The organism is Acidimicrobiales bacterium (assembly GCA_016716005.1).
Lineage (GTDB): Bacteria > Actinomycetota > Acidimicrobiia > Acidimicrobiales > JADJXE01 > JADJXE01.
Map to the genome: position 1 here is coordinate 3,265,131 of JADJXE010000001.1, position 22,503 is coordinate 3,287,633.

At 72.8% G+C, this 22,503-nt stretch carries 18 protein-coding genes; 17 read left to right on the forward strand and 1 reads right to left on the reverse strand.

Going from position 1 to position 22,503, the window contains the following annotated elements:
• Positions 1-70 precede the first annotated feature (70 nt).
• Entirely contained in the window at positions 71-1,390 is a 1,320-nt protein-coding gene (locus tag IPM45_15895; GenBank protein ID MBK9181014.1) for a DUF1294 domain-containing protein, read from the reverse strand.
• Between the two features lie 40 nt (positions 1,391-1,430).
• Between IPM45_15895 and IPM45_15900 the strand changes: the two genes are divergently transcribed.
• The 17 genes from IPM45_15900 to rplU all read left to right on the forward strand — a co-directional run bounded on the left by IPM45_15900 (position 1,431) and on the right by rplU (position 22,501).
• Complete coding sequence (locus tag IPM45_15900) at positions 1,431-4,166, forward strand: glucosidase (protein ID MBK9181015.1); 2,736 nt, start codon at positions 1,431-1,433, stop codon at positions 4,164-4,166.
• Between the two features lie 31 nt (positions 4,167-4,197).
• Entirely contained in the window at positions 4,198-5,484 is a 1,287-nt protein-coding gene (locus IPM45_15905; protein ID MBK9181016.1) for an MBL fold metallo-hydrolase, read from the forward strand.
• Positions 5,481-6,431, forward strand: a complete 951-nt coding sequence (locus tag IPM45_15910; protein MBK9181017.1) for a calcium/sodium antiporter — start codon at positions 5,481-5,483, stop codon at positions 6,429-6,431. Before IPM45_15905 ends, IPM45_15910 begins: the two co-directional genes overlap by 4 nt.
• A gap of 90 nt (positions 6,432-6,521) precedes the next feature.
• The gene (gene tig / locus IPM45_15915) at positions 6,522-7,910 is read left to right on the forward strand and encodes a trigger factor (protein MBK9181018.1); all 1,389 of its coding nucleotides are present in this window, start codon (positions 6,522-6,524) and stop codon (positions 7,908-7,910) included.
• A gap of 20 nt (positions 7,911-7,930) precedes the next feature.
• The gene (locus tag IPM45_15920; GenBank protein MBK9181019.1) at positions 7,931-8,548 is read left to right on the forward strand and encodes an ATP-dependent Clp protease proteolytic subunit; all 618 of its coding nucleotides are present in this window, start codon (positions 7,931-7,933) and stop codon (positions 8,546-8,548) included.
• A gap of 22 nt (positions 8,549-8,570) precedes the next feature.
• Complete coding sequence (clpX, locus tag IPM45_15925; GenBank protein ID MBK9181020.1) at positions 8,571-9,845, forward strand: ATP-dependent Clp protease ATP-binding subunit ClpX; 1,275 nt, start codon at positions 8,571-8,573, stop codon at positions 9,843-9,845.
• A gap of 28 nt (positions 9,846-9,873) precedes the next feature.
• The gene (locus IPM45_15930; GenBank protein MBK9181021.1) at positions 9,874-11,181 is read left to right on the forward strand and encodes a bifunctional folylpolyglutamate synthase/dihydrofolate synthase; all 1,308 of its coding nucleotides are present in this window, start codon (positions 9,874-9,876) and stop codon (positions 11,179-11,181) included.
• A 50-nt stretch (positions 11,182-11,231) separates the two neighbouring features.
• Positions 11,232-11,639 (forward strand): nucleoside-diphosphate kinase, encoded by a 408-nt coding sequence (gene ndk / locus IPM45_15935; protein ID MBK9181022.1) that lies wholly within the window; start codon positions 11,232-11,234, stop codon positions 11,637-11,639.
• A gap of 103 nt (positions 11,640-11,742) precedes the next feature.
• Positions 11,743-12,780 carry a rod shape-determining protein gene (locus IPM45_15940; GenBank protein MBK9181023.1) on the forward strand — a complete coding sequence of 346 codons (1,038 nt, stop codon included), beginning with the start codon at positions 11,743-11,745 and terminating at the stop codon, positions 12,778-12,780.
• Positions 12,781-12,798: 18 nt separating this feature from the next.
• On the forward strand, positions 12,799-13,731 hold the full coding sequence (mreC, locus tag IPM45_15945; protein MBK9181024.1) for a rod shape-determining protein MreC: 933 nt from the start codon (positions 12,799-12,801) through the stop codon (positions 13,729-13,731).
• Entirely contained in the window at positions 13,728-14,243 is a 516-nt protein-coding gene (mreD, locus tag IPM45_15950) for a rod shape-determining protein MreD (GenBank protein MBK9181025.1), read from the forward strand. Before mreC ends, mreD begins: the two co-directional genes overlap by 4 nt.
• Positions 14,244-14,325: 82 nt before the next feature.
• A complete protein-coding gene (mrdA, locus tag IPM45_15955; protein MBK9181026.1) occupies positions 14,326-16,323 on the forward strand; it encodes a penicillin-binding protein 2 in 1,998 nt (665 codons plus the stop codon).
• Positions 16,323-17,462: a rod shape-determining protein RodA gene (rodA, locus tag IPM45_15960; GenBank protein ID MBK9181027.1), complete on the forward strand. Its 1,140-nt coding sequence runs from the start codon at positions 16,323-16,325 to the stop codon at positions 17,460-17,462. Before mrdA ends, rodA begins: the two co-directional genes overlap by 1 nt.
• A gap of 54 nt (positions 17,463-17,516) precedes the next feature.
• Positions 17,517-19,472 (forward strand): TIGR03960 family B12-binding radical SAM protein, encoded by a 1,956-nt coding sequence (locus tag IPM45_15965; protein MBK9181028.1) that lies wholly within the window; start codon positions 17,517-17,519, stop codon positions 19,470-19,472.
• A complete protein-coding gene (locus tag IPM45_15970; protein ID MBK9181029.1) occupies positions 19,469-20,212 on the forward strand; it encodes a DUF2344 domain-containing protein in 744 nt (247 codons plus the stop codon). Before IPM45_15965 ends, IPM45_15970 begins: the two co-directional genes overlap by 4 nt.
• A 15-nt stretch (positions 20,213-20,227) precedes the next feature.
• Positions 20,228-22,153 (forward strand): Rne/Rng family ribonuclease, encoded by a 1,926-nt coding sequence (locus tag IPM45_15975; GenBank protein ID MBK9181030.1) that lies wholly within the window; start codon positions 20,228-20,230, stop codon positions 22,151-22,153.
• 36 nt (positions 22,154-22,189) lie between these two features.
• Positions 22,190-22,501, forward strand: a complete 312-nt coding sequence (gene rplU / locus IPM45_15980) for a 50S ribosomal protein L21 (protein ID MBK9181031.1) — start codon at positions 22,190-22,192, stop codon at positions 22,499-22,501.
• Positions 22,502-22,503: the final 2 nt, after the last annotated feature.

The window sequence follows — 22,503 nt, forward strand, 5'->3', positions numbered from 1 at the left end:
GGTCTCCACGGTACCGGGCGGTGCCCACCAGCCCGTGGCGGCGATGGCGCAGCCCGCGTGAGGGGGTGGCTCAGCCCGTGGTGAGGGTGGTCAGGTCGGCGCGTCGCTCGACCGCCGGCAGAGCCGAGAGCGCGGCCCAGAGCAGCGGCGAGGTGTCGTCGACCTCCGCCCGCAACCGGAGTCCGGCCCGGGCGGCGACGGCCAGGCAGTGCGCGAGCAGCGCCTGGGTGAGCGCGGATCCCCGGGGCAGCTCTTGGTCGAGCACGCCGACGTGCACCAGGTGGGCCCAGCCGGTGTCGGGCGGCGCCGGTGGGCGGACGAGCTCGGCCACGCCGACGATCCGGCCCCTGGCGTCGAGCGCGCAGACCGACGACCCGCTGATCACGTCCGGGCCGCAGAACTCGGCCACCGCCTCGTGGCCGGTCATGGCCGCCGGCGGGGCCCACGCGTGGGTGCGCCGGTGGCGCTCGGCGTGGGCGCGGGCCGCGTCGGCCACCGGTACCGGGGACCCCAGCCCGGTGCCCACCGCGAGGAGCCGGTACCCGAGCGAGGCCGCGTCGGCCGCGTCGGCCGCCCAGCGGGCGACCTCGGGGGCCGCAGGGTCGACCACCGCCTCGAGCGTGCGGGCGACCACCGAGGAGCCGCGACGGGCGAGGAAGGCCATCGTGGGTGCGTCGGTGCCCCGGGCCCGAGCCAGCCAGGGCCGGGCGTCGCCGGCCTCCCGCAGGGCCGTCACCAGGCTGGTCCCGATGCCCTCGTTCCGGCGCTGCGGCGCCACGTCGATCACGACGAGCCGGTGCGACGGGTAGTGGCTGCTGCCCGCGAGGGAGCCCACCCCCACCACGGTGCGGTCGTCGACGGCCACCAGGGTGCGGCCGGGGAGGTCCGGGCGGAGGGGCAGCCGGCCGTGCACCGAGGAGATCGAGCGCATCACGGGGTCGCCCGACCACACCGCGTCGAGCACGCGCTGCACGCCGGCCGCGTCGTGGGGCGTGAAGGGCCGGACGCTCGGGCCGGTCATGGGGCCCCCGCCCTCAGCCGGTGAGGGCGGCCACGGCGACGCCCGCCCAGAGCACGGTCGCCAGCGCCAGCACCAGGGTGAAGGCCGGCTTGCGGGTCTTGTGGTGGAACACCCCCGGCCGGCCCACCCCCCGGCCACGCCCCCCAGCAGCGCAGCCGCGTGCAGCACCACCTCGGGCACGCGAGTGCCTCCCCGCTGGGCCCGGCGCTTGTCCAACCCGTACAGGGCGAACGTGGCCGCGCCGGCGGCGACCAGCCAGACGAGCACCAGGGGGAGCGGCGTGAGGACCGCCAGGGCCACCACGGCGACGGCGGTGAGCGCGCCGCCGAGGATCGCGAACGAGCGGTGTGGGCGGACGGCAGGGACCACGGCGCCACCCTACGTTCGTGGTCGCCCGTAGGATCCGGCCATGCCCACCGTCGAGCACGCCCGTCTGCGAGAGGCCCGCGAGGGGATCGCCTGGAAGCGCTGGGGCCCCTACCTGAGCGAGCGCCAGTGGGGCACCGTGCGCGAGGACTACAGCGACAACGGCGACGCCTGGGGCTACCTCACCCACGACCAGTCGCGCTCGCGGGCGTACCGGTGGGGCGAGGACGGCATCGCGGGCATCTGCGACGACAAGCAGCAGCTCTGCTTCGCGCTCGCGCTGTGGAACGGGCGCGACCCGATCCTGAAGGAGCGGCTCTTCGGCGTGACCAACGCCGAGGGCAACCACGGCGAGGACGTGAAGGAGTACTACTTCTACCTCGACGCCACGCCGACGAGCTCCTACCTCAGGTACCTCTACAAGTACCCGCAGGCCGAGTTCCCCTACGCCGACCTGGTCGCCACCAACCGGGCCCGGACGAGGACCGAGCCGGAGTACGAGCTGCTGGACACCGGCGTGTTCGACGAGGACCGCTACTTCGACGTGGTGGTCGAAGTGGCCAAGGGGGGGCCGGACGACCTCCTGGTCCGCATCGAGGCCCACAACCGGGGTCCCGAGTCGGCCACCATCCACCTGCTGCCGACGCTGTGGTACCGCAACACCTGGTCGTGGGGTGGCGACGAGACCACGAAGCCGGTGCTCCGGCGGGTGGACGCCACCGCCGACGCGCCGGCTGCGGTGGCCGCCGAGCACCCTCGCCTCGGCACCCGCCACCTGTACGTCGAGGGCCAGCCCCAGCTGCTCTTCACCGAGAACGAGACAAACCGCGAGCGGCTCTGGGGCGAGCCGAACCCCCAGCCCTTCGTGAAGGACGCGTTCCACGAGGCCGTCGTCAACGGGGTCGCGGGCGCGGTGAACCCGGACGGCGTCGGCACCAAGTGCGCCGCCCACCACGAGCTCGAGGTCCCTGCGGGTGGCTCGGCCGTCCTGCGGCTGCGGCTGGTCGATCGCTGGCCGGACGAGTGGTCGGACGACCCGGTGGGCGACGAGCTCGAGCGGATCATGGTCTGGCGACGCGCCGAGGCCGACGACTTCTACGACGCCATCACCCCGCCCTCGGCCGACGAGGACGGCCGGCTGATCATCCGCCAGGCGCTCGCCGGCATGCTCTGGTCGAAGCAGTACTACCTGTTCGACGTGGCCACCTGGCTGGAGGAGCACGGCGCCGAGCCGCTCGCGAGCTTCCGCGGGCCCGACGTGCGGAACCGCGAGTGGTTCCACATGATCAACGACGACGTGATCTCCATGCCGGACAAGTGGGAGTACCCCTGGTACGCGGCGTGGGACCTCGCCTTCCACACGCTCGCGCTCGACCTGGTCGACCACGACTTCGCGCTCCAGCAGCTCGACCTCATGCTCAGCGAGCTGTACCTGCACCCCAACGGCCAGATCCCCGCGTACGAGTGGAACTTCGGCGACGTGAACCCGCCGGTGCACGCCTGGGCGACCCTGTTCCTCTACCGCTCGGGCCGGGGCCAGGGCGCCCCCGCCCACGCCGACCTGCAGTTCCTGAAGGACGCCTTCCAGAAGCTGCTCGTCAACTACACGTGGTGGGTCAACCGCAAGGACCGCGAGGGGCGCCACGTGTTCGAGGGCGGCTTCCTGGGCCTCGACAACATCGGCGTGTTCGACCGCTCGAAGCCCCTGCCGACCGGGGGCCACCTGGAGCAGGCCGACGGCACCGCCTGGATGGCGCTGTACACGCAGAACATGCTGGAGATCGCCGTCGAGCTGGCGCTGCACGACCCCACGTACGAGGACATGGTCCTGCGCTTCCTCGCCCAGTTCGTGCGCATCGCGGCAGCCATGGATCGGGTCGGCACCCACGACGACGAGATGTGGGACGAGGAGGACGGCTTCTTCTACGACGTCCTCCGCCTGCCCGACGGCAGCGCCACGAGGCTCAAGGTGCGCTCGTACGTGGGGCTGCTCCCGCTGTGCGCCGTCACGGTGCTGTCGGGCGACCTCGTCGGGCGGTTCCCCCGGGTGGCCGAGCAGCTCCGGAAGATGCTCGAGCGCCACGGCGACCTCCTCGCCAACATCACCGACCCCCGCGTCCCCGGGGTGCAGGGGCGTCGGCTGCTCGCCGTGATCGACGAGGGGAAGCTCCGCCGGATCCTTGCCCGCATGCTCGACGAGGAGCGGTTCCTCAGCCCGTACGGCGTCCGCTCCCTCAGCAAGTGGCACGAGCGCGAGCCCTACGTGTTCGAGGTGCACGGCGAGCGCTACGAGGTGGGCTACCTGCCGGCCGAGTCGGACAGCGGGCTCTTCGGCGGCAACTCCAACTGGCGCGGCCCCGTGTGGTTCCCCGTCAACGTGCTGATCATCCGCGCCCTGCTGCAGCTCTACACGTACTTCGGCGACGACCTCCGGGTGGAGTGCCCCACCGGCTCCGGCCGCGAGATGAACCTGTTCGAGGTCGCCCAGGAGATCGGGTCCCGGCTCACGGCGATCTTCCGGCGTGACGAGCACGGCCGTCGCCCGGTGTTCGGGGGTGCCGAGCGCTTCCAGACCGACCCGCACTGGCGGGACAACCTCCTGTTCTACGAGTACTTCCAGGGCGACGACGGCGCCGGGCTCGGCGCCAGCCACCAGACCGGCTGGACGGGCACGGTCGCCCGCGTGATGCAGCTGCTGGCCCTGCTCACCCCCGAGGTCCTGCGCGACGAGGGGATCGCGCCGCTCACCGTGCACTACCTGCGGTCCACCGAGGGGTGACGGCGGCGGGCGCCGGGTACGGTGCCCGCCCATGGCCGACCTGCTCGCCCTGTCCGCGGAGATGATCGACCGCCGGGAGCTGACCGGCCCGACCAACCGGGTCACCAACGAGCTCTCCGAGATCGACGAGAGCCTGGCCGTCGTCGAGTCGTTCTCCCACGTCGTCGCCTTCCGGACGGGCGACGGGCTCGTGCTGTTCGACACCAGCTCGGGCATGACGGGGGGCGGCGTCGTCGAGAGCCTCCGCCGCTGGTCGGCCGACCCGGTCCACACGGTCGTGTACACGCACGGCCACGTCGACCACGTCGGTGGCAGCGCGGCGCTGGTGGCCGACGGCCGCACCCGCGGCCACGCCGACCCGCGGGTGATCGGCCACGAGAACGTGGGGCCCCGCCTGGCCCGCTACCAGCGCACCAACGGCTGGAACCTGGCCATCAACGCCCGCCAGTTCGGCGGCGCCCGCGGCGCGGCGGCCCTCGACATCGGCGCCGCCCCCCGCTTCGTGCCGCCCGGGACCCTGGCGCCGACCGACACCTTCTCGCACCGCAGCTCGTTCCAGGTGGGCGACCTGCACGTGCAGCTCCGCCACGCCATGGGGGAGACCGACGACCACGCCTGGGCCTGGATCCCCGACCGCCGTGCCGTGTGCGTCGGCGACCTGCTCACCTGGGTGTTCCCGAACGCCGGCAACCCCCAGAAGGTCCAGCGGTACCCGGGGGAGTGGGCGGCGGCGCTCCGCGAGATCGTCGCGCTCGAGCCCGAGCTGCTCCTCCCGGCCCACGGGTTGCCCATCGGCGGGGCCGGCCGGATCGCCTCGGTGCTGTCCTCGGTGGCCGGTGCCCTCGAGGGCATCGTCGAGCAGGTGGTCGGGATGATGAACGCCGGCGCGGTGCTCGACGAGATCGTCGCGGCGGTGCGCGTGTCCGACGACGTGCTGGCCCTGCCGTGGATGCAGCCGATCTACGACGAGCCCGAGTTCGTGGTGCGCAACGTGTGGCGGCAGCTCGGCGGGTGGTGGGACGGCAACCCGGCCCGCCTCAAGCCCCCCGCCGACGCGGCCCTGGCCGCGGAGGTGGCCGCGCTGGCCGGCGGCGCAGCGGCGCTCGTCTCACGGGCCCGCGACAGGGCCGCGGCCGGCGATCTGCGGCTCGCCGCCCAGCTGGTGGAGTGGGCCGTGCAGGCCGCGCCGGAGGATCGCGCCGCCCACGCGGCCAGGGCCGAGATCTACGGCGAGCGGCGGCGGATCGAGATGTCGCTGATGGCCAAGGGCGTGTTCGGCGGCGCCGCGAGGGAGTCCTCGGAGCGCGCCGGGGCGTGATCGCCCTCGTGGCCGGCGGGCTCGCCGGCGCAGCGCTGCTGGCCGTCGCCTCGGAGCACCTGGTGCGGGGGGCGGCCCGCCTCTCGGCTGCGCTGCGCGTGGCCCCGGCGGTGGTGGCCGCGGTCGTGATCGGCTTCGGAACGTCCACCCCCGAGCTGGCCCTGGGCGGCATCGCCGCCGGCCAGGGGCGCCTCGACCTCGCCGTCGGCAACATCGTGGGCTCGAACCTGGCCAACGTCAGCCTGGTCCTCGGCCTGGCTGCGGTCGTGGCCGTCATCCACGTCGACACCGATCTCCTCCGGGGCCAGGCGCTGGTGTCGACGGCGGCCGTCGTGCTGTTCGGGGCACTGCTCGTGCTGGGCGGGGGCCTGGGCCGCGCGGAGGGTGTCGGGCTGCTCGCGGTGCTGGCGGCGGCCCTGGTGTGGATGGTGCGCCGAGCCCGGTCCGAGCCGCCCGACGAGCTCGGTCGCGAGGTCCAGGAGTTCGTCGACGGCGCGCCGCTGCGGGGTGGCCGGGAGGCGCTCCGGGTGGCGGCCGGGCTGGCCGGCACCCTGGTCGGGGCCCAGCTGGTGGTGTGGGCGGCGACGGGGATCGCCAGCGACCTCGGGCTGGCCGAGGGCTTCGTGGGGGTGACCGTCGTGGCCGTCGGCACCTCGCTGCCGGAGCTGGTCACCGCGGTCCAGGCCGGCCGGCGCGGCGAGCACGACCTGATCGTCGGCAACGTGCTGGGCTCGAACCTGTTCAACAGCCTGGGCGTGGCCGGGCTGGCGGCGGTGATCGGGCCGGGCGAGGTGGTCGACCGCACGCTGATCCAGGTGGGCGTGCCCGTGATGGTGGTGGCGGCGCTGCTGGGCTGGGCCCTCATGGCCCGTGGGCGGCGGGTCACCCGCGGGGAGGGTGTCATCCTCCTCGTGGGGTACGCCGCCTGCCTGCCCCTGCTCGGCTGATCACGTGCCGGGGTCGCGGGGCGGCCGTCCGTCGCGGTCGGTCCCGATCGGGCGGGGCCGTGGGGGTTGCGCCGGTACACTGCCGATCCTGTGAAGACGAGCGTCGAGCCCCTCGAGGGGAACAGGGTCAAGGTCTCCGTCGAGGTCGAAGAGGTCGAGTTCGACCAGGCCATCGACGTGGCGTTCCGCAAGATCTCCCGCCAGGTGCGCATCCCCGGCTTCCGCCCCGGCAAGGCCCCGCGGCGGATCCTCGAGGCCCGGCTGGGCGCGGGCGTCGCCCGCGAGGAGGCGCTGCGCGACGCGCTGCCCGACTACTACGCCCGAGCGGTGCGCGAGCACGACATCGACGTGATCGCCGCCCCCGAGATCGACATCACCGCGGGCCACGACCAGGGCCCGGTGGCGTTCGACGCCGTCGTCGAGGTGCGGCCCCGGGTGTCGGTGGCCGGCTACCGCGGCCTCCGGGTGGAGATCCCCCGCCCCACGCCGACCAGCGACGAGATCGACGCCCAGGTCGAGCGGCTGCGCCAGCAGTTCGGCGAGCTCTCCGCCGTCGACCGGCCCGCCGTCGACGGCGACTTCGTCACCATCGACATCACCGGCTCCCAGGACGGCGAGCAGCTCGACGGTCTCACCGCCGAGGACTACTCCTACGAGGTCGGCAGCGCCAGCATCCTGCCCGAGGTCGACGAGCACCTCCGTGGCGCCGAGATCGGCGACATCCTCGAGTTCGACGGCGCCCACCCCGATCCCGACGAGCCGCCCCTCCACTTCCGTGTCCTCGTGAAGCAGGTGCAGGAGAAGCTGCTGCCAGAGGTCACCGACGAGTGGGCCAACGAGGCGTCCGAGTTCGACACCGTCGACCAGCTCCGGGCAGACATCGGCCGCCGCCTGCAGGTGGTCAAGGCCGTTCGAGCCCAGATGGCGCTGCAGGAGAACACGGCCGCCGCCCTCGCCGACCTGGTCGACGACGAGCTGCCCGACGCGCTGGTGAACGACGAGATGCGGGTGCGCTTCGAGGATCTGCTCCTGCGGCTGCAGTCCCAGGGCGCCACGTTCGAGGGGTACCTGGCGGCCACCGGCCGAACCCAGGAAGAGGTGGCCGAGGAGCTCCGCGATACGGCCGAGCGGGCGGTGCGGGTCGACCTGGCCCTGCGGGCCGTGGTCGAAGCCGAGGTCATCGAGGTCGCCGACGAGGACCTCGACGTCGAGATCGAGCGGCTGGCCCAGCGCGTCGGGGAGAAGCCGGCGGCGCTCCGGCGCCAGCTCGAGCGCGGCGAGCGGCTCTCGGCGGTACGCTCCGATCTCGAGAAGCGCAAGGCCCTCGAGTGGCTCGTCGAGCAGGTCGAGCTCGTCGACGAAGAGGGCCAACCCATCGACCGCAGCGATCTGACGCCCCCGAGCGACGCCTCCGAGGCCGAGCCCGGCGAACCCACCAACGCCGACGACGAGCCAGCACAGCAGGAGGCCGGCGAGTGATCGAGCCGATCCGGAACTACCTGGTCCCCACGGTCATCGAACAGACCAACCGCGGGGAGCGGGCGTTCGACCTCTACAGCCGGCTCCTCAAGGACCACATCATCTTCCTGGGCACCCCGATCGACGACACGATCGCCAACCTGGTGTGCGCCCAGCTGCTGCACCTCGAGTCGGAGAACCCCGACAAGGACATCAACATCTACATCAACTCGCCGGGCGGCGACATCACGGCCCTGTTCGCCATCTACGACACCATGCAGTACATCAAGCCCGACATCACCACGATCTGCTTCGGGCAGGCCGCGTCCGCGGCCGCGGTGCTGTTGGCGGCCGGGACGAAGGGCAAGCGTCTGGCCCTCCCCCACGCCCGCGTGCTGATCCACCAGCCCTACGGCGGCGCTGCCGGGCAGGCCACCGACATCGAGCTGGCGGCCAGGGAGATCCTGCGGATGCGCGAGCTGCTCGAGATGATCCTCTCCGGGCACACCGGCCAGACGGTCGAGCGCATCCATCGCGACACCGAGCGCGACTTCGTGATGTCCGCCGAGGAGGCCCGCGACTACGGCATCATCGACGAGGTGATCGAGTCGCGACAGTCGGCCGGCGGCGACCGGCCCATCGCGGCCGTGGGCGACTGAGCGGGAACGGGGGAGAGCGGTCGTGGCCAAGTTCGGTGACGGGGGCGAGCTGCTGAAGTGCAGCTTCTGCGGCAAGTCCCAGAAGCAGGTGAAGAAGCTCATCGCAGGCCCCGGGGTCTACATCTGCGACGAGTGCATCGACCTGTGCAACGAGATCATCGAGGAGGAGCTCAGCGAGACCAGCGAGCTCAAGTTCGACGAGCTCCCCAAGCCCGGTGAGATCTACGAGTTCCTGAACGACTACGTCATCGGCCAGGAGCGGGCCAAGAAGATCCTCTCGGTCGCCGTCTACAACCACTACAAGCGGGTGCAGTTCGGGGCCAACCACGACACCGACGTCGAGCTGGCCAAGAGCAACATCCTGCTGATCGGCCCGACCGGCTGCGGCAAGACCCTGCTGGCCCAGACCCTCGCCCGGCTGCTCAACGTGCCGTTCGCCATCGCCGACGCCACCGCTCTCACCGAGGCCGGCTACGTGGGCGAGGACGTCGAGAACATCCTCCTCAAGCTCATCCAGGCGGCCGACTACGACGTGAAGAAGGCCGAGACCGGCATCATCTACATCGACGAGATCGACAAGATCGCCCGCAAGAGCGAGAACCCGTCGATCACCCGCGACGTCTCGGGCGAAGGGGTGCAGCAGGCCCTGCTCAAGATCCTCGAGGGCACCACCGCGTCCGTGCCACCGCAGGGCGGCCGCAAGCACCCCCACCAGGAGTTCATCCAGATCGACACCACGAACATCCTGTTCATCTGCGGCGGCGCGTTCGCGGGCATCGAGAAGATCATCGAGAGCCGGGTCGGCCGCAAGGGGGTCGGCTTCGGGGCCGACATCCGCCGCTCCGACGAGAAGGAGCTCGGGGACCTGCTGAACATGGTGCTCCCCGAAGACCTGCTCAAGTTCGGCCTCATCCCCGAGTTCATCGGGCGGCTCCCGGTGATCGGTGCGGTGTCCAACCTCGACAAGGACGCGCTGATCCGCATCCTCGTGGAGCCGCGGAACGCCCTCGTGAAGCAGTACCGCAAGTTCTTCGAGTTCGAAGACGTCGAGCTCGACTTCAGCGACGACGCCCTGGAGGCCGTGGCCGAGCTCGCCCTCCTGCGGGGGACCGGGGCTCGCGGGTTGCGCGCGATCCTCGAAGAGGTCCTGCTCAACGTGATGTACGACCTGCCCGGACGCACCGACGTCGAGCGCTGCGTGATCGACCGCGCCGCCGTGATGGAGAAGGCCAACCCGACGCTTGTGCCCCGCAGCGGCGCGCCGCGCAGCCAGCGGCCGCGCCGGGCCGCGTCCTAGCGCCGTCCCCGCCGCGCCCCCGGCCCCGATGGATCTCGCCGGCGCGCTGGCGTACCTCGACGACCACGTCAACCTCGAGGCCGCCACCGGCCGTGTCGCCCCGCCCTCGCTCGACCGGATGCGCCGCCTGGTCGATCTGCTGGGCGACCCCCAGCTCGCGGTGCCGGTCATCCACCTCACCGGCACGAACGGCAAGGGCTCCACCGGCCGGATCCTGTCCCGGCTCCTCGAGGCGCACGGGCTCTCCGTCGGCCTCTACAGCAGCCCGCACCTCGAGCGGGTCAACGAGCGGATCGCCCGCAACGGCGAGCCCATCGCCGACGACGACCTGGTCGCAGCGATCGGTGCCGTGGCCCTGGTGGAGCCCCTGGCCGGTGTGCGTCCCACGTACTTCGAGATCCTGACGGCCGCCGGCTTCTGGTGGTTCGCCGAGGCGCCCGTCGACGTGGCGGTGCTGGAGGTGGGGCTGCTGGGGCGGTGGGACGCCACCAACGTGGCCGACGGCCGGGTGGCGGTCGTGACCAACGTGGAGCTCGACCACACCGAGTACGCCGGGCCGACCCGCGCCGACATCGCCAGGGAGAAGGCGGGCATCGTGAAGCCCGGCGCCACCCTCGTGCAGGGCGAGACCGACCCCGAGCTGGCCGCCCTCCTCCGGTCCGAGGCCCGCGCCGCGGGGGCCTCGGCGGTGTGGGAGCGGGGCCCCGACTTCGACTGCGTCGACAGCCGGGTGGCGGTCGGCGGCCGGATGCTCGATCTGCGCACCCCGGCCGCGAGCTACACCGAGCAGTTCCTGCCGCTGCACGGTGCCCACCAGGGCGACAACGCCGCCGCGGCCCTGGCCGCGGCCGAGGCGTTCTTCGGGCGGGCCCTCGACCCCGACCTGATCGCCGGTGGCTTCGCCGAGGTCACGGTGCCCGGCCGGTTCGAGGTGGTGCACCGGCACCCCCTGGTCGTGCTCGACGGCGCCCACAACCCAGCTGGCGCCGAGGTGGCGGCCGGCGTCCTCGAGGAGGACTTCGGCGCCGACGACAACCGGGTGCTCGTGGTCGGGATGCTCGCCGGCCGGGATCCGGAGGCCATGCTGAGCGCGCTCGACGCTGCCTCGGCCCGCATGGTGGTGGCGTGCACGCCGCGCTCGCCGCGGGCCCTGCCCGCCGCCGCGGTCGGGGCCGCGGCACGCGCCCTCGGTGCCGAGCGGGTGATCGTGCACGACGACGTGGGCCGGGCGGTGGCCGCTGCGCTCGACGAGGCCGCCGAGGACGACGTCGTCCTCGTCACCGGCTCGCTCTACGTGGTGGGCGAGGCCCGCCGGCTGTTCCCGGGCCGGCGCTGAGCCGAGCTCGTTTCGCCCCCGGCCGGAGGGGTCGCCTACCCTCGCCGCCCATGGATCGCACCCTCGTCATCTGCAAGCCCGACGCCGTCCAGCGCGGCCTGGTGGGCGAGATCGTGGGGCGCCTGGAGCGCAAGGGTCTGCGCCTGGCCGCCCTGGAGCTCCGCACGATCGACCGCGACACCGCTGCCCGCCACTACGACGAGCACAAGGAGAAGCCGTTCTTCGGCGAGCTCGTCGAGTTCATCACCGGCGGCCCCTCGGTGCTGGCGGTGGTGGAGGGTCCCGAGGACACCTGGAAGGTGGTCCGCACCATGATCGGCGCCACCAACCCCCGGGACGCAGCGCCCGGCACGATCCGCGGCGACCTCGGCATCCTGTTCACCGAGAACCTGATCCACGGGTCCGACGGCCCCGGATCCGCCGAGCGCGAGATCGGGATCTTCTTCCCTGCGCGGTAGCACGTCTGCCGTCGCCACGGACGTCGCGCGCCGCTTGTGGCCCCTCGGGGCGTCCCGTAGGCTGACCTGATGCGCGCCCGTCAAGGTGCAGCGGAGGCTCCTCATGCCTGACCGTCTCTTCTCCGGGATCGTCGGCCGCGACATGGCGGTCGATCTCGGCACTGCCAACACGCTCGTCTACGTCCGCGGCCGGGGCATCGTGCTCAACGAGCCGTCGGTGGTGGCCGTCAACGTCCGCGACGGCCGTCCCCTCGCCGTGGGGGCCGAGGCCAAGCGGATGATCGGCCGCACGCCGGGTCACATCCAGGCCATCCGGCCCTTGAAGGACGGGGTGATCGCAGACTTCGAGATCTGCGAGAAGATGCTCCGCTACTTCATCCAGAAGGTCCACAACCGCCGCTTCGGCAAGCCTCGCATGGTGATCTGCGTGCCGTCGGGCATCACCGGCGTCGAGCAGCGGGCCGTGCAGGAGGCCGCCGAGTACGCGGGCGCGCGCAAGCCCGCCTACATCATCGAGGAGCCGATGGCCGCGGCCATCGGTGCCGGTCTCCCCGTGCAGGAGCCGACCGGCAACATGATCGTCGACATCGGCGGCGGCACCACCGAGGTGGCCGTGATCTCGCTCGGTGGCATCGTCGCCAGCCAGTCGGTGCGCATCGGCGGCGACGAGCTCGACGAGGCGATCATCCAGTTCATCAAGAAGGAGTACAGCCTCGCCCTCGGCGAGCGCACCTCCGAGGAGGTGAAGATCGCCCTCGGGTCGGCCTGGGCGCTCGAGCAGGAGCTGCACGCCGAGATCCGAGGACGCGACCTGGTGACCGGTCTGCCCAAGACCATCGTCACCACCACCGAGGAGATCCGCGACGCCATCGACGAGCCCGTCACCGCCATCGTCGACGCCGTCAAGGCCACCCTCGACCGCACGCCCCCCGAGCTGGCCGCCGACATCATGGAGCAGGGCATCGTGATCGCCGGCGGTGGCGCCCTGCTCAACGGCCTCGATCGCCGGCTGGCGGCGGAGACCGGCATGCCCATCCGCATCGCCGACAACCCGCTGCAGTGCGTCGCCATCGGGTCGGGTCAGTCCCTCGAGGAGTTCGAGGCGCTGCGAGGGGTGCTCTTCTCTTCCGCCCGCGACTGACGGGCGAGGGCCCCGCCCGTGGCCGTGTCGCGCCGTGCCGGGCGGTCCCGGCTCACGATCGTCCTGCTGGTGCTCATCTCGATCACCGCGCTCACGCTCGACTACCGCGGGTCGGGGGTGGTGGAGGGGGCCCGCGACCTGACGCTCGACGTCCTGGCGCCCCTCAAGTCGGCGGCTCACTGGGTGGTCACGCCGTTCGCCAACGTGTGGAACGGGGTGGCCAACTACGGCGATCTGACGACGGAGAACGACCGCCTGCGCCAGCAGCTCGACGACGCCCGGGGAGAGGTGGCCCGGGCGGCCGACGCCGAGGCCGACCGACGCGAGCTGCTGGCGCTGCAGGACCTCCCCTACGTGGGCGACATCCCGGCCGTGTCCGCCCGCGTCACCAGCGCCCCGCCCACGAACTTCGACCTGACGGTCGTGATCGACCGGGGCAGCGCCGACGGGATCCGCGAGGGCATGCCCGTCGTGACCGGCGCCGGCCTCGTCGGTCGGGTGGTTCGGGTGTCGAGGAGCCAATCGGTGGTGCGCCTGATCACCGACTCGACCTCGGCCGTGGGCGTGGTGCTCACCCGCACCCGCGACACCGGCGTCGCCCACGGCAACGGGCGCGGCGAGCCCCTCACGGTGGACCTCATCGACCCGGACACGAGCGTGCTGGAGGGCGAGTTCGTGAAGACGAGCGGGCTGCAGGAGTCCACGTTCCCGCCGGGGATCCCCGTGGGCCGGGTGCGTACCGCCTCGGCCGGGCCCGATGCCATCCAACAGGACGTCGAGGTGGACCCGATGGTCGACTTCGACCGCCTCGCCTACGTGAAGGTGCTGCTCTGGGAGGCGCCGGCGCTCCTGGCCCCCACGGGCACCGAGGCGCCGGCCGGGGGGGAGACCCCGGCCACGACCGCCCCGGTTGCCACCGAGCCGATCGCCCCGACCACGGCCCAACCGTGACGGCGCTCGCCACCCCGTGGGTGCGGGTGCCCCTGGTGCTGGTGGCGGCCGTCGTGCTCCAGACCACGCTCGTGGCCGAGCTGCGCCTCTTCGGTGTGAACGGCGACCTCCTCCTGCTGCTGGCCGTCGCCGCGGGGCTCGTCGGCCCGCCCCAGCGGGCCGCCGTCGTCGGGTTCGCCTCGGGCCTCGGCCTCGACCTGGTGGTGGAGACGCCGTTCGGGCTGTCGGCCCTCGCCGGGTGCCTCACCGCCTACGTCGTCGCGAGCATCCAGACGGTCGTGCTTCGGGCCACCTGGTGGATCCCCATGCTCACCGCGGCGGCCGCCACGGCCCTCGGGATCGGCATCTACGCCCTGGGTGGCTACGTGCTCGGCGAGCGCCAGCTCCTCAGCGGCGAGCTGGCGCGGATCATCCTGGTCCAAGCGGCCGTGAACGCCGTGCTGATCCGCCCGGCGGTCTGGGTGCAGCGCTGGGCGATGGCGGGGGCGGACCTGGCCGCGGCCCGGCGATGAGGCCGCGACGCCCCTCGGGGCCGTGGAGCCGCGAGGATGGAGGGGTGAGCGGACCGAGGGGCATCGTGGCGGCGACGCGCCCGTGAGCGCCGACTCGCCCCGCCTCCGGCTCGGGATCCTCGGGATCGTGGTGGTGTCGCTGTTCGCCACGCTGTTCGCGCGCCTCTGGTTCCTGCAGGTGATGGCTGCCCCCACCTTCCAGGTGGCCGCCGAGAGCAACCGCGTGCGCATCGTGCAGGAGACGCCGGTGCGGGGCCGGATCCTCGACCGGAACGGCACGATCATCGTCGGGAACCGCCAGTCGGCCGTCGTCACCGTCGATCGGGAAGCCATCGCCGAACCCGGGGATCGGGAGGCGCTGTTCGCCAGCCTGGCGCCGGTGCTCGGCAAGGCGCCGGAGGACCTCGAGGCCCGCTACCAGGACGGTCGCTACAACGCGCTCCTCCCGCTGCCGCTGGCCGAGGACGTCCCCGAGGGCACGGTGGTGTACCTCGACGAGCGCCAGGACCAGCTTCCGGGGGTGTCCACCGAGCTGGTCGCGGTGCGCGACTACCCCTACGGCGCGCTGGCCGCCCACGTCCTCGGCTACGTGGGGGAGATCAACGAGAGCGAGCTCGAAGCCCTGGCCAGCGACGGGTACGAGCTCGGGGACCAGCTCGGCAAGACGGGGGTCGAGAAGACCTACGAGCAGGATCTGCGTGGCACCCCCGGCGTCACCAAGCTGGAGGTCGACTCGCAGGGCCGGGTGCTGCGGGTGCTGGCCCGCCGCCCACCGCAGCCCGGTCACGACGTCGTGCTGTCCATCGACCTGAACGTGCAGTCGTACACCGAGCAGGTCCTGGCCGAAGAGCTGGCCAACGCCCGGACCCGCCGCCCGCGGACCAGCGACGTGAACTACGCGGCGCCGGCCGGCTCGATGGTGGTGCTCGACCCCCGGGACGGGGCCGTGATCGCGCTGGCGTCCTATCCCAGCTACGACCCGCGCGTCTTCGTCAACGGGATCAGCCAAGGTCAGTTCGACTTCCTCAACGACCCGGCGAACCACTACCCGCTCAACAACCGCGCCACCCAGGGCCTCTACTCTCCCGGGTCCACCTTCAAGCTCATCACCGCGGTGGCCGCCCTGCGGTCGGGTCTGATCGACGCTCGCACCTCCATCGTCGACGACGGCGAGTACGAGGTGCCGGACTGCACCGACCAGTGCATCTTCCGCGACTCCGGCGGTGGGGTGGACGGCACCGTCGACATCCGCCGGGCCATGGCCGTGTCGAGCGACGTGTTCTTCTACAAGCTCGGCGCCGACTTCTGGATGGCCCGCGGCCGCTTGGGCCTCGGCATCCAGGAGACGGCGAGGGACCTGGGCCTCGGTGCCGAGTCGGGCATCCCCCTGCCCGACGAGCAGGCCGGCCGCGTGCCCGACCCCGAGACCAAGCAGGCCCTGCACGAGGAGAACCCCGAGGCGTTCCCCTTCGGGGAGTGGTTCACGGGCGACAACGTGAACCTCTCGATCGGGCAGGGCGACATGCTGCTGACGCCCCTGCAGCTGGCCAACACCTACGCCACCTTCGCCAACGGCGGCACGCTGCACTCGCCGAACATCGCGCTGCGGGTGCAGGAGCCCGACGGCGCGGTGGTGCGGGAGTTCGGCCCGCGGGCGCTCCGCCAGGTGGCGCTGCCGCCCGAGGTGCGCGACCCGATCCTCGAGGGCCTCCGCGAGGCCATCTCCACCGAGGAGGGCACCGCGTACGGGCCCTTCGCCGGCTTCCCGCTCGCCGAGTTCCCGCTCGCCGGCAAGACGGGCACGGCCCAGACACGGGCCAACGAGGACGTGTTCGACACCTCGCTGTTCGTGGGCTTCGGCCCGGTCTTCAACCCCGAGTACGTGGTGGCCGCAGTGCTCGAGGAGGCCGGCTTCGGATCGACGGCGGCCGCCCCCGCCGTCCGGCGCGTCTTCGACGGGCTGGCCGGACTCGCCCCGTTCCCCACGGCGAGCGAGGCGCCGCTGTTCGGCGCGCCGGCGCCGGCGGCGACCCCTCCCGCCGAGCAGGCGCCGGGCGTTATCGTGGATGCGAGCGACTGATGGCCGTCGCCTCCCCTCTGAGCGGTGTGCTGGGTGGCCGGGGCGCCGACGACCCCGCCGCGCCGGCCCGCCACGTCGACCTGGCGCTGGTGGGCGCCAGCCTGGCCCTCGCCGGCCTCGGCCTGCTGATGGTCTACAGCTCCACCCGCGGGCTGTCGGGCGCCACGTACGCCGTGCGCCAGGGCGTGTTCGTGGCGCTCGGCGCGGGGGTGATGGCGCTCACCGCCCTGGTCGACTACCGGTGGATCCGCGACCGGATCGCGATCTTCTACGCCCTCTCGCTGGCCGGCCTGGCCCTGGTCGTGTCACCGCTGGGGTCGGAGTCCAAGGGCGCGCAGGCATGGTTCCAGCTGGGTGGGTTCCAGCTCCAGCCGTCGGAGCTGGCCAAGGTGGTGCTCGTCGTCACCCTGGCCACGGTGGCCGCGGCCGGGCGGGGCGAGTTGGACGGCCGGCGGCTGCTCGGGGTGCTGGTGGTGGCCGGCATCCCCATGGGGCTGATCATGCTCCAGCCCGACCTCGGCACGGCGCTGGTGTTCGCGGCGATCCTGGCGGGGATCCTGGTCGTGGCCGGCGCCCGGGCGCGCCACCTGCTCGTGCTGGCGATGATCGGCGTGGTCGGGGTGGCCGCGGTGCTGAACCTGGGCGTGCTCAAGGAGTACCAGCGCGACCGCCTCACGGCCTTCCTCGACCAGGAGGCCGACTCGCAGCAGTCCACGTACAACCTCGAGCAGTCGAAGATCGCGATCGGTGCCGGCGGCCTGGTGGGACGGGGGCTGTTCCAGGGCACCCAGACGAACCTCGACTACGTCCCCGAGCAGCACACCGACTTCATCTTCACGGTGGTGGGCGAGGAGCTCGGCTTCGCCGGTGGCGCCACCCTGCTGCTGCTCTACGGGGTGATGGCCTGGCGTATCTGGCGGGCGGCGCAGCTGGCCCGCGACCTCACCGGCACGCTGATCTGCGTGGGCGTGCTGGCCATGCTGGTGTTCCAGGTGTTCCAGAACGTCGGCATGACCATGGGGATCATGCCGATCACCGGCATCCCCCTGCCCCTGCTCTCCTACGGCGGGTCCTCCACCCTGGCCTTCTTCGCGGCGATCGGGCTGGTCGTCAACGTCCACATGCGTCGCTTCACCTGATCGTCCGGCCGGGTCTGCCCATCGGCGGAGCCGCCGGGTACACTCCGTCGGGACATGACTCTCTGGCCACGGATCGAGCCGCTCCTGGCCAAGGTGGAGAAGCCCGCCCGCTACATCGGCTGCGAGGACGGGGCCCGTGCCCCGCTCCACGCGCCGGGCAAGGTGGCGTGGCTCCTGATCTACCCCGACACCTACGAGGTGGGTCTCCCCAACCAGGGGCTCCAGATCCTCTACGAGATCCTGAACGAGCGCGACGACAGCGTCGCCGAGCGCTCCTACGCGCCGTGGACCGACCTGGCCGCCCTGCTGCGGCGCGAGCGGCTCCCGCTGTTCTCGGTCGACACGCACCGGCCCGCGGGCGGCTTCGACCTGCTGGCGTTCAACCTGTCGGCCGAGCTGGTCTTCAGCAACGTCCTCGAGTGCCTCGACCTGGCCGGGGTACCGGTGCGGGCCGAGGAGCGGGGGCCCGACGTGCCCCTGGTGATCGCCGGCGGCCACGCCACCTTCAACCCGGAGCCGATGGCCGACTTCGTCGACCTGTTCGTCATCGGCGAGGGCGAGGAGGTGGTCGGCGAGGTCACCACGGTGGTCGGCGAGTGGAAGCGGTCCGGTCGGGGGCCGGGGTCGCGACAGGGCGTGCTGCGCGAGCTGGCCTCGGTCCCCGGGGTCTACGTGCCGTCGATGTACGAGGTGGTCTACGACGGCCCCCGTCTGGTGTCGGTCACGCCCCGCCACCCGGGCGTCCCCGAGCGGGTCGGGAAGCGCACGGTGCCCGACCTGGCCGACTGGCCCTACCCCAAGCGGCAGCTCGTCCCCCTCACCGAGGTGGTGCACGACCGGCTCAACGTCGAGGTCTTCCGTGGCTGCACGCGCGGGTGCCGCTTCTGCCAGGCCGGGATGATCACGCGCCCGGTGCGCGAGCGCCCCGCCGAGCAGGTCCGCACGATGGTGGCCGAGGGCATCCGGCGCACCGGCTACGACGAGGTGAGCCTCACGTCGCTCTCCACCGCCGACTTCAGCGGCATCGAGGCGTTGGTGGCCGCCACCGTCGACGATCCAACCACGTGCGGCGAGGTCTCGGTCTCCCTGCCGAGCCTGCGGGTCGACGCCTTCACCGTCGGCGTCGCGGCCCAGGTCGCCAGGGCGCGCCGCTCGGGCCTCACCTTCGCGCCCGAGGCCGGTACCTGGCGGCTGCGGAAGGTCATCAACAAGCTCGTCCTCGACGAAGACCTCTACGGCGCGGCGCGCTCGGCCTTCGCCAACGGCTGGCGCCGCATGAAGCTCTACTTCCTCACGGGGCTGCCGACCGAGACCGACGCCGACACCCGGGGCATCGCCGAGCTGGCCCGCAGCTGCGTGGCCATCGGCCGCGAGTACACGTCGTCGGCGTCGGTCACGGTCTCCCTCGGCGGGTTCGTGCCCAAGGCGCACACCCCCTTCCAGTGGTTCGGCCAGAACACGGTCCCCGAGCTGCAGCGCAAGATCGGTCTGCTCCGGGACGACCTGCGCCGTGACCGGGCGGTGCAGCTCAAGTGGCACGACCCCCGCGCCAGCCTGGCCGAGGGCCTGGTGAGCCGTGGCGACCGCCGGCTCGGGCCGGTGATCGAGGAGGTCTGGCGGCGGGGCGGCGTGTTCCAGGAGTGGTCGGAGCACTTCGACGTCCGCCGCTGGGAGGAGGCCATGGCCGCCCACGGGCTGTCGATCGACTGGTACGTGCACCGGCACCGCGCCGAGGACGAGGTGCTCCCGTGGGGTCACATCTCCGCCGGCCTGCACCCCGACTTCCTGTGGCAGGAGTGGCAGGACGCCCTGCGCGAGCACGGCCTCGAGGACTGCCGGTGGACACCTTGTTACGACTGCGGCGTCTGCACCGGCTACGGCATCGAGCACGTGGTGGCCTCGGCCACGCCACCGGCCGGCGGCAGCCAGGGGACCGGCCAGGACCACGCCGCGGGGGGCGTCACGCCGGTCACGATCCGGCCCGCCCGACCGGTGAGGCTGGGCGCATGAGGGTGCGGCTGCGCTACACGAAGCACGGCAAGGTCCGCTTCGCGAGCCACCGCGACGTGGCCCGGGTGTTCGAGCGGACGTTCCGGAAGGTGGGCCTCCCGGTGGCCCGCACCGCGGGGTTCTCACCCCGCCCCCGGGTGAGCTTCGGGCTCGCCCTGTCCACGGGCCACGAGTCCGAGGGCGAGTACCTCGACGTCGAGCTGGTCGACGGTGCCGGGCTGGTGGGGCCGCTGGGCCCCACCGTGGGCGTGGTCGACCCGGCCGCCCTCGCCGACCTGCTGTCGCCGGTGCTCCCCCCGGGGGTCGAGGTCACGGCGGCGGCGGTGGTCGCTCCCCGCACGCCGTCGCTCCAGGAGGACGTCACCAGCTGCACGTGGCGCATCGAGGTGGTCGGGGCGTCGCTGGCCGAGGTGCACGACCAGGTCGTGGCTCTGCTGGCCACCCCGTCGCTCGTGGTCGCACGCACGCGGAAGGGCCACGAGGTCCACGACGACATCCGGCCCGCGATCCGCCACCTGGCGGTCACCGGCCCGTCGGCCCGGGGTGTCCTCCTCGAGGCCGAGCTGGCCACGCAGCCCCGTGGCCTCCGGCCGAGCGAGCTGATCAGCGCGCTCGGGCCGGGTCTGGACGAGGGCGGCGTGTGCCGCCTGCACCAGTGGATCGAGCGCGACGGCGCGCGCCGGGAGCCGCTCCCGGCCGGCGCGACGTGGGCGCCGCACGCCGAGGCGCGTGCGTCGTGAGAAGGGATCGTCTCCATGGCCGACACCGCAGCCGGCGCTCAGCCCCCGCCCGACGAGCTCGCCGCCGCCCGCCCCGGCGCTGAGCCCCGAGCTGTCGCGCAACCCGCCGAGCCCTCCCCGGGCGGGGGCGGCCCCGACGCCGGCGCGCCCCCGGAGGGTCCGGTCACCGACGCCGGGGTCCGCAAGCGTCGGCGGGGCTCCCGGGGCGGCCGGAGCCGCAACCGGGGCCGCCAGCCGGAGGGCCAGGCCGACACCCCTGCGGCCGAGGACCGGTCCGACAGGGCCGATGGCGGCGACGAGCTGCCGACCGAGCTCCCCGATCCGCCCCAGGAGGGCCGCGTGTCGGCGGCGGCCGCTGAGCGGGCACTCGTGCGACGCCGCCCCCAGATCGGCGACACCCGCCCGGCACCGCCCGCCGCGCCTCCCGGCCCGCAGGCCGAGGGCGCGGGCGCCGAGGCCGGGGCCGGGGCCGGGGCCGGGGCCGGGGCCGGGGCCGGGGCCGGGGAGGGCGACGAGAGCCCACGGCGGCGCCGCCGGCGCGGTGGGCGGGGCCGCGGCGCGGGCCGCTCGCGTGACCAGCAGCCGGTCGAGGCGGTGCTGGCCGACGAGCCCGTCGAGCTCGACGCCGAGACCCTCGAGCGCCGCCGCGGCCGTGAGCGCAAGGGGCGGCCGGTCGGCCGGTACCTGATGGCGGTGCACGTCCAACCCCAGGCCACCCAGATCGCGGTGCTCGAGGGGCGGGCGCTCATCGAGCACTACGTGTCCCGATCGTCCGACGACGCCGCCCAGATCCACGGCAACATCTACCTGGGACGGGTGCAGAACGTGCTCCCCGGCATGGAGGCGGCCTTCGTCGACATCGGCACCCCGAAGAACGCCGTGCTCTACCGGGGCGATGTCCAGTACGAGCCCGAGGACATCGTGGAGCGGGGGGCCAACCCGCGGATCGAGCAGATCCTGCGGCCCCGCCAGACCATCGTCTGCCAGGTCACCAAGAACCCGATCGGTGCCAAGGGGGCTCGCCTCACCCAGGAGGTGTCGCTGCCCGGGCGGTTCGTCGTGCTCATCCCCAACAGCTCCACCTACGGCATCTCCAAGCGTCTGAGCGACGACGAGCGCAAGCGGCTCCGTTCGATCCTCGACCGGGTGAAGCCGGCCGAGCACGGCCTCATCGTGCGCACCGCGGCCGAGGGCGTCACCGCGGAGGAGATCGAACGCGACGTGGTGCGGCTGCTCGGCCAGTGGGAGCGGATCGACGGCCTGGCCCGCCGGTCCAGCGCCCCCGCCCTGCTCTACCGCGAGCCCGACATGGCCGTTCGGGTGATACGCGAGGAGTTCAACCAGGACTACCGGGGTGTGGTGATCGACGATCCGGGGCTCTTCGAGGAGGTGCGCGACTACGTGGCCAGCATCAGCCCCGCGCTGGCCGACCGCGTGGAGCTCTACGACGTGGCCGAGGAGCCGCTGCCGCTGTTCGAGCGCCACCACGTCCACGAGCAGCTCCACCGGGCCCTCGACCGCAAGGTGTGGCTGCCGTCGGGGGGGTCGCTGATCATCGAGCACACCGAGGCGCTCACGGTGATCGACGTCAACACCGGCAAGAACGTCGGCACGTCCAACCTCGAGGAGACGGTGTTCCGCAACAACCTGGAGGCGGCCGAGGAGATCGCCCGCCAGCTGCGGCTCCGCGACATCGGCGGCATCATCGTCATCGACTTCATCGACATGGAGGTGCGGGACAACCGAGAGGCGGTCGTGCGCGCCTTCCGCGAGGCCCTGGCCCGCGACAAGACGCGCACCCAGGTCTTCGACATCTCCGAGCTCGGCCTGGTGGAGATGACCCGCAAGCGCATCGGTGAAGGGCTGCTCACGGCGTTCGCGGCGTCGTGCCCCGAGTGCGGGGGCCGCGGCATCGTGGTCGACACCGACCTGATCGACTAGCGACCGGGGTTCCTCGCTCGGTACGCTGGCAGATCTATGTATGCAGTCATCCGCACCGGCGGGAAGCAGGAGCGGGTCTCGGAGGGCCAGCGGCTGAACGTCGAGCTGCTGGGTGTGGACGAGGGCGGGTCGGTCTCGTTCTCGCCGGTCCTGGTCGTCGACGGCGACGAGGTCCGCTCCACCCCGGCCCAGCTCGCCGGCGCCGAGGTCTCGGCCCGTGTCGTCGGCCGGGCACGGGGCCCCAAGATCGTCGGCTTCACCTACAAGGCCAAGGCCCGCGGCCGGCGGCGCTGGGGCCACCGCCAGACGTACGACGTCATCGAGATCACCTCGATCAGCAAGGGGTAGCG

Excerpts from the sequence above, each read along its gene's own strand:
- IPM45_15930 (MBK9181021.1), top strand. The coding sequence starts at position 9,874 with ATGGATCTCGCCGGCGCGCTGGCGTACCTCGACGACCACGTCAACCTC.
- ndk (MBK9181022.1), top strand. The coding sequence starts at position 11,232 with ATGGATCGCACCCTCGTCATCTGCAAGCCCGACGCCGTCCAGCGCGGC.
- IPM45_15940 (MBK9181023.1), top strand. The coding sequence starts at position 11,743 with ATGCCTGACCGTCTCTTCTCCGGGATCGTCGGCCGCGACATGGCGGTC.
- IPM45_15975 (MBK9181030.1), top strand. The coding sequence starts at position 20,228 with ATGGCCGACACCGCAGCCGGCGCTCAGCCCCCGCCCGACGAGCTCGCC.
- IPM45_15965 (MBK9181028.1), top strand. The coding sequence starts at position 17,517 with ATGACTCTCTGGCCACGGATCGAGCCGCTCCTGGCCAAGGTGGAGAAG.
- IPM45_15970 (MBK9181029.1), top strand. The coding sequence starts at position 19,469 with ATGAGGGTGCGGCTGCGCTACACGAAGCACGGCAAGGTCCGCTTCGCG.
- IPM45_15900 (MBK9181015.1), top strand. The coding sequence starts at position 1,431 with ATGCCCACCGTCGAGCACGCCCGTCTGCGAGAGGCCCGCGAGGGGATC.
- rplU (MBK9181031.1), top strand. The coding sequence starts at position 22,190 with ATGTATGCAGTCATCCGCACCGGCGGGAAGCAGGAGCGGGTCTCGGAG.
- rodA (MBK9181027.1), top strand. The coding sequence starts at position 16,323 with ATGGCCGTCGCCTCCCCTCTGAGCGGTGTGCTGGGTGGCCGGGGCGCC.
- IPM45_15905 (MBK9181016.1), top strand. The coding sequence starts at position 4,198 with ATGGCCGACCTGCTCGCCCTGTCCGCGGAGATGATCGACCGCCGGGAG.